The following is a 6,754-nucleotide window of genomic DNA, read 5'->3' on the forward strand; positions in this document are numbered from 1 at the left end:
GTGTTCGGGATGTCGTGGAGCTTGAGGTCGAGGAAGACCGGGAGGCCCGCTTCGAGGACCTCCGCGACCAAGGCGGGGCCAGAGGCCGAGAACGCCTCGAGGCCGATCTTGAACCCGCCCACGCGCCCGGCGAGCGCACGCGCGAGGGCGAGGGCGCGGTCGCGGTCCGGCGTGTCGAGGGCGACGAGGATCCTCTCGTGCGGCTTCATCGGCAGCCCTCCGGTCCGGTCTCCAACGTCCCGACGAGATCTCGGACCGAGTCGATGCCGTGCTCGGCGAGGTAGGCCGCGAGGCCCTGCGCGACGCGGACCGCCGCGTCGGGGTGGATGAAGTTGGCGGTTCCCACCTGCACGGCCGAGGCCCCGGCCAGGATGAACTCCAGCGCGTCGCGGGCGGTCAGGATCCCGCCCATGCCGATCACCGGGATCTTGACCGCGCGGGAGACCTGCCAGGTCGCCCAGACCGCCAGCGGCCGGATCGCGGGTCCCGAGAGGCCGCCGGACACGTTGGCGAGCACCGGACGCCGGCGGTCGACGTCCACCGCCATCCCGACGTACGTGTTGACCAGTGACACGGCGTCGGAGCCCCCGGCCTCGGCCGCGCGCGCCATCTCCCGGATGTCGGTGACGTTGGGGGAGAGCTTCACGATGAGCGGAAGCCGCGTCGCGTCTCGGCAGGCGCGGGTCACCCGGGCGAGGGACTCGGCGTCGTTTCCGAAGGCCATACCCCCCGACTCGACGTTGGGACAGGAGACGTTCAGCTCGACGGCGGAGAGCCCCTGAGCCGCGTCGAGCTTCTCGCAGACCTCCACGTACTCCGCGACGGTCTCGCCGAAGACGTTGGCGACCACCGCGACGTCGAACTTCAGAAGCGCCGGGAGCTTTTCCGCGATGAAGGCGTCGACGCCCACGTTCTGGAGGCCGATGGCATTCAGCATCCCGGCGGGGGTTTCGACGATGCGCTCCGGGAGGTTGCCCCGGCGAGGCCTCGGCGAGAGCCCTTTGACGACGATGCCGCCGAGGTCAGCGAGGTCGAGGAACGGGAGGAACTCGAGGCCGTAGCCGAAGGTCCCCGACGCGGTGAGCACGGGGTTCTTGAGCCGGAGCGGCCCCACGGCAACCGAGAGGTCCGGTTTCACCACGCGAGCTTCTCGGCGCGCATGACGGGTCCCTCGACGCACACCCTCTCGTATACGGGCTTCTCGCCGCTCTCCGATCGGATGGGGACGACGCAGCCGAGGCAGACCCCGAAGCCGCAGGCCATGTGCGCCTCGAGGGACAGCTCGCAAGGAATGCCGCGGGACGCCGCGATCTCCGCCACCGCCCGGAGCATCGGGTTCGGACCGCAGCCGTAGATTCGAACCGCCCCCGCGTCCTCGAGCAGGGCCGTGAGCGGCGCGGTCACGAGGCCACGGCAGCCAAGGGACCCGTCCTCGGTCGCCACCGTCACCTCGTCGCATCGCTTTCCGAACCAGTCGAGCAGGGGAAGGTCGCCCGCGTTTCGCGCCCCGAAGACCAGAGTGGACCGGACGCCGCGGGCCGCGAGCGCCGACACCAGCGCCGGGAACGGCGCCGAGCCGATGCCTCCCGCCACGAGCAGCGGGCGCACCCCGGGAGCGACCGAGAGATCGAAGCCGCGCCCGAGGGGGCCGAGGGCGGTGATCGGTGCTCCGGGCTTGAGGGACGAGAGCAGGGCCGTGCCGCGGCCGATGACCTTGTAGAGCACCTGGACCGCGCCCTCGGGGGCGTCGTCGAACGTGCCGGGCAGTCCGCACACGCTGAACGGCCGGCGGAGCAACACCTCGGCACCTGAGATGCCGATCATGAAGAACTGCCCGGGGACCATCTCCGCGGCGGCCCGGGGCGCGAGAAACTCCAGCAGGAAGTGGCCGTGGCCGAGGTCGAGGTTTCTGGCGACGGCCGCGGACAGGTCCTGGGGCATCGGGTTCCTCGTGAAACGCGAAGCATAGACAATCGCGCCAGGGTGGTCAACGCGCCGGCGCGCGCTCCTTGACACCCCACGACCGCGCCCACTACGATGTCGCGCTCCGTGAGCCTTCTTTAAGCCGGCCCTGCGAGGCCGCAAGGAGAGGCCCGATGCCGCCATCCGAACGGGTCCGGGTGATGGACACCGCCTCGATCGAACGTGCCCTGAGCCGGATCGCCCACGAGATCCTCGAAAAGAACAAGACGCTGGACGACCTGCGCCTGGTCGGGATCCAGACGCGCGGCGTCCCGCTGGCCCGCCGTCTCGCGCAGAAGCTCTCGGACATCGGCGGAGCCCTGCCGCCGGTCGGTGTCCTCGACATCAACCTCTACCGCGACGATCTCTCGAGCATCGCGGACCGGCCGGTGCTCCGCAAGACCGACATCCCGTTCGACGTGCGAGGGGCGCGGATCGTTCTCGTGGACGACGTGCTCTACACCGGCCGGACCATCAGGGCCGCGCTCGACGGTCTCGTCGACCTCGGGCGGCCGCGCCACATCCAGCTCGCGGTCCTGGTGGACCGAGGCCACCGCGAGCTGCCGATCCGCGCCGACTTCGTCGGGAAGAACTTGCCCACGTCCCGGACCGAGGAGGTGGAGGTGAAGCTCAAGGAGACCGACGGGTCGGACGAGGTCGTGATCGTGAAGGCGGGCGAGGCGCCCGCGGCGCGGGCGCGCGGGAGGAAGCGATGAACCTCGGGAGCCGGCACCTCCTCGGCATCGAGACGCTCGAGCCGTCGGAGATCCTCACGATCCTCGACGCGGCGGAGCGTTTCGCGGAGATCTCGACACGGGAGATCAAGAAGGTCCCGACGCTCCGCGGCAAGACGGTGGTGAACTTCTTCGTCGAGCCGTCGACGCGCACCCGATCGTCGTTCGAGCTGGCCGAGAAGCGCCTGTCCGCGGACCTCCTGAACTTCTCGACGTCCACCTCCAGCCTCGTGAAGGGTGAGACGCTCCTCGATACCGCGAAGAACCTCGAGGCGATGGCCCCGGACTTCATCGTGATCCGGCACTCCGAGCCGGGCGCGCCGCATTTCCTCGCCAGGACCTGCCGGTCGGCCATCGTGAACGCGGGGGACGGAGCCCACGAGCACCCGACGCAGGCGCTGCTCGACGCGCTCACGATCCGTCAGCGAAAGCGCCGGCTCAAGGGGCTCAAGGTCGCGATCGTCGGCGACATCCTTCACAGCCGGGTGGCCCGCTCCAACGTGCTGCTGCTCACGCGCATGGGGGCCGAGGTGGCGGTGTGCGGGCCGCCGACGCTGATCCCGCGCGAGGTCGAGCGCCTGGGCTGCTCCCTCACGTATCGGATGGACGAGGCGGTGGAGGGGGCGGACGTGATCATGATGCTCCGCATCCAGCTCGAGCGGATGCAGGGGGGGTACTTCCCGACCCTTCGGGAGTACGCGCGCCTGTACGGGCTGGACGGGACGCGCCTCTCGCGGGCGGCGCGGGACGCCATCGTCATGCATCCGGGCCCGATCAACCGGGGGGTCGAGATCATGGGCGAGGTCGCGGACGGGAGCGCGTCGGTCATCCTGGAGCAGGTCACGAACGGCGTGGCAGTCCGGATGGCGGTGCTCTACCTGCTGGCGGGAGGGACCGAGCGTGAAGCTGTTGCTTAGGAACGGGCGGGTCGTCGACCCCGCCGCCTCCGTGGACGAGGCGCTGGACGTCCTGGTGGAGGACGGGAAGATCGCCCGAATCGAGCCGAAGATCGCCGCGCGGGGGGCGGACGTGCTCGACGTCGCGGGGCTCGTCGTTTGCCCCGGCTTCATCGATCTCCACGTCCACCTCCGCGAGCCGGGGCAGGAGTGGAAAGAGACGGTCGCCACCGGAACCGCCGCCGCCGCCGCGGGCGGCTTCGCGGGCGTCGCCTGCATGCCGAACACGGTTCCGCCCAACGACAACCGGTCGGTGACCGAGTTCATACTCGCGCAGGCGTCGGCGGGAGCGGCCTCTCGGGTCTACCCAATCGGGTGCGTGACCAAGGCGCAGAAGGGCGAGGAGCTGGCGGAGATGGGGGACATGGTCGCCGCGGGGGCCCGGGCCTTCTCCGACGACGGCTGTCCCGTGGCCTCGAGCCTGCTGATGCGTCGGGCCCTGGAGTACTCCCGGATCTTCGACCTGCCGATCATCGACCACTGCGAGGATTCGGTCCTCGCCGCCGGAGGCGTCGTCCACGAGGGGGAGGTGTCGACGCGCCTCGGCCTCCGCGGGTGGCCCGGGGTCGCGGAGGACCTGATGGTGCAGCGGGACCTGCTGCTGGCGGAGTACACCGGCGGCCACGTGCACATCGCGCACCTCTCGACCGCGCGCGGCGCCGAGTTCGTGAGGCGGGCCAAGAAGGCCAAGGTCGCGGCGACGTGCGAGGTCACGCCGCATCATCTCGTCCTGACCGACGCGGCGGTGGCGGACTACGACACCGACGCGAAGATGAACCCGCCGCTCCGGTCCGAGGCCGACCGTCGGGCGCTCCTCAAGGCCCTCGCCGACGGAACCGTGGACGCCATCGCGACCGATCACGCGCCGCACCACGTCGACGAGAAGGCCGTGGAGTTCTCCCGGGCGCCGTTCGGCATCGTGGGTCTCGAGACCGCGGTATCGCTCTGTCTCGACCGGCTGGTGCACGCCGGGGTGATCGGTCTCTCCCGGCTGGTGGAGCTGTTCACCGCCGGCCCCGCGAGGATCTTGAGGCTCGATCGCGGGACGCTGCGGCCGGGGAAGGACGCCGATCTGACGGTGCTCGACCTGCAGCGGCAGGTGGTCGTGGACCCGGCGAAGTTCCGCTCGAAGAGCCGCAACACCCCGTTCGCGGGGTGGAGCCTGCGCGGCGCGGCGGTGATGACCGTGGTCGGCGGCCGGATCGTTCACGACGCCCGTTGATGCCTGCGCGCGCCGCACGCCGCGTTATGGTCGTGGCCAACCCCGCCGCCGGCTTGAGGCGCGGCCGGGACGCCGGGGAAGCGGCGGCGTCCGCGGCGCGCCGGGCCGGAGCCCGCTCGGAACTGGTCCGGACGCGCGGACCCGGAGATGCGCGACGGCTCGCGGCGAAGGCGTGGGCGGAGGGATTCGACACCGTCCTCGCGGTCGGGGGCGACGGCACGGCTCACGAGGCGGCGAACGGCGCCGCCGGGACGCCGGTCGTCCTGGGTGTCGTGCCGTCCGGGACCATGAACCTGCTCGCGCGGGTTCTCGGCGTGCCGATGGACCCGGCGGGCGCGGCGGAGTCGGCCGTCCTCGGGCGCCGTCGGATCGCGCTGCGCCCGGGAAAGGCGGGAGAGACGCTGTTCCTGCTCATGGCGGGGATCGGGTTCGATGCCTGGGTCTTGCGGGAACTGCTCGCCGGGCGCCGCGGCAAGGTCGCCTTCCGGCACTACGTGCTGGGCGGCCTGCGCGGGCTCCTCACCTATCCGTTCCCGACGATCCGGCTCGAGATGTCCGGCGAGTCGGTCGACGCCACCGCCGCGATCGTGGGCCGGGCGCCGCTCTACGGCGGTTTCCTCCGACCCACCCCCCACGCCGCGCTCGAGAGCGACACGCTCGAGGTCTGTGGATTCACCGCCCGCTCGGCGGGCGGGCTTCTCCGCATCCTGCCGGCGCTCTGGTCCGGCGCGCACATCGGCCGGCCGGGGATCGTCGATCGAAGCGCGACGTGGCTCAAGGCAAGCTCGGAGCATCCCGACATCCCGGTCCAGCTGGATGGCGAGCTCGCGGGGCGGCTGCCGATGGAGTTCGCGATTTCCGACCGGGAACTCGTGCTGGCGCGCTGAAAGCGGTTGACACGTCGCCAGGTGTCGGGACATCCTCCGTCTTCTTCGGATGCTCACGAGGGTGATATGCGACCGACGAGTCCCGACGCCGTTTTCGAGACCCATCTTCCCGGAATACCCCTTCGCGGACGCGGCAAGGTGCGCGACGTCTACGAGATCGGCGACGCCCTGCTGATCGTCGCGACGGATCGCCTCTCCGCCTTCGACTACGTTCTCCCGAACCCGATCCCGGACAAGGGGAAGGTCCTGAACCAGATCTCGCTCTTCTGGTTCGGGCGGACCGCTCCCCTGGTGCCGAACCACGTCATCACCGCGGACCCGGCGGCGTTCCCGGAGCCGCTACGACCGCACGCGCGCCTCCTCGACGGTCGGGCGACGCTGGTGCGCAAGCTCGCCATGGTCCCCGTGGAGTGCGTCGCCCGCGGCTACCTCGCGGGCTCCGGCTGGAAGGAGTACCTGGAGCGCGGCACCGTGTGCGGCATCACGCTCCCTCCGGGGCTCCGCGAGTCGGACCGACTCCCCGAGCCGATCTTCACCCCGGCGACGAAAGCCGAGACCGGTCACGACGAGAACATCCCGTTCGTCGAGGTGGAGCGCCGGGTGGGGAAAGACCTCGCCCGGGACCTGAGGGACCGGACGCTCGATCTCTATCGCTCCGCGGCGGCCTACGCCCTCGATCGGGGGATCATCATCGCGGACACGAAGTTCGAGTTCGGCCTCGAGGGGGGGCGGCTCATCGTCGCCGACGAGATGTTGACCCCGGACTCGTCGCGATTCTGGCCGGTCTCGGGGTACGCGCCGGGCCGCGGGCGCTCCGTTTTCCCTCCAATCTCGTCGACGTTCGATAAGGATGCTGTGTACGGCAGCGATGGAGAGATGTCGCTCGGATGGAACGTGATCCCATTTGATGTGCCCAACTTCCGCTCCGAGAACGGAAAGGCTGTGAACCACGTGCGCATCGGATGGCTGCGCTCGGTGGCGAATATCTACCAT

At 70.5% G+C, this 6,754-nt stretch carries 8 protein-coding genes; 5 read left to right on the forward strand and 3 right to left on the reverse strand.

What is annotated here, in order from left to right; all coding sequences use genetic code 11:
• The 3 genes from LAO51_19420 to LAO51_19430 all read right to left on the reverse strand — a co-directional run.
• The coding region (locus tag LAO51_19420) for an orotidine 5'-phosphate decarboxylase (protein ID MBZ5640913.1) at positions 1-209 on the reverse strand (209 nt) is incomplete at its 3' end.
• Positions 206-1,141: a dihydroorotate dehydrogenase gene (locus LAO51_19425; GenBank protein ID MBZ5640914.1), complete on the reverse strand. Its 936-nt coding sequence runs from the start codon at positions 1,139-1,141 to the stop codon at positions 206-208. The genes LAO51_19420 and LAO51_19425, both read right to left, overlap by 4 nt.
• The gene (locus tag LAO51_19430; protein MBZ5640915.1) at positions 1,135-1,941 is read right to left on the reverse strand and encodes a dihydroorotate dehydrogenase electron transfer subunit; all 807 of its coding nucleotides are present in this window, start codon (positions 1,939-1,941) and stop codon (positions 1,135-1,137) included. The genes LAO51_19425 and LAO51_19430 overlap by 7 nt, the downstream gene beginning before the upstream one ends.
• A gap of 155 nt (positions 1,942-2,096) precedes the next feature.
• Between LAO51_19430 and pyrR the strand changes: the two genes are divergently transcribed.
• The 5 genes from pyrR to LAO51_19455 all read left to right on the forward strand — a co-directional run.
• Entirely contained in the window at positions 2,097-2,678 is a 582-nt protein-coding gene (gene pyrR, locus LAO51_19435) for a bifunctional pyr operon transcriptional regulator/uracil phosphoribosyltransferase PyrR (GenBank protein ID MBZ5640916.1), read from the forward strand.
• Positions 2,675-3,613 (forward strand): aspartate carbamoyltransferase catalytic subunit, encoded by a 939-nt coding sequence (locus LAO51_19440; protein MBZ5640917.1) that lies wholly within the window; start codon positions 2,675-2,677, stop codon positions 3,611-3,613. Before pyrR ends, LAO51_19440 begins: the two co-directional genes overlap by 4 nt.
• Positions 3,597-4,874: a dihydroorotase gene (locus LAO51_19445; protein ID MBZ5640918.1), complete on the forward strand. Its 1,278-nt coding sequence runs from the start codon at positions 3,597-3,599 to the stop codon at positions 4,872-4,874. Before LAO51_19440 ends, LAO51_19445 begins: the two co-directional genes overlap by 17 nt.
• Positions 4,874-5,761, forward strand: a complete 888-nt coding sequence (locus LAO51_19450) for an NAD(+)/NADH kinase (GenBank protein MBZ5640919.1) — start codon at positions 4,874-4,876, stop codon at positions 5,759-5,761. Before LAO51_19445 ends, LAO51_19450 begins: the two co-directional genes overlap by 1 nt.
• 66 nt (positions 5,762-5,827) lie before the next feature.
• The coding region (locus LAO51_19455) for a phosphoribosylaminoimidazolesuccinocarboxamide synthase (protein ID MBZ5640920.1) at positions 5,828-6,754 on the forward strand (927 nt) is incomplete at its 3' end.

The sequence above is a fragment of the Terriglobia bacterium genome (assembly GCA_020073205.1).
GTDB lineage: Bacteria > Acidobacteriota > Polarisedimenticolia > Polarisedimenticolales > JAIQFR01 > JAIQFR01.

Bases quoted from the DNA above. Each gene is read 5' to 3' on its own strand.
- pyrR (MBZ5640916.1), top strand. From the start codon at position 2,097: ATGCCGCCATCCGAACGGGTCCGGGTGATGGACACCGCCTCGATCGAA.
- LAO51_19450 (MBZ5640919.1), top strand. From the start codon at position 4,874: ATGCCTGCGCGCGCCGCACGCCGCGTTATGGTCGTGGCCAACCCCGCC.
- LAO51_19430 (MBZ5640915.1), bottom strand. From the start codon at position 1,941: ATGCCCCAGGACCTGTCCGCGGCCGTCGCCAGAAACCTCGACCTCGGC.
- LAO51_19440 (MBZ5640917.1), top strand. From the start codon at position 2,675: ATGAACCTCGGGAGCCGGCACCTCCTCGGCATCGAGACGCTCGAGCCG.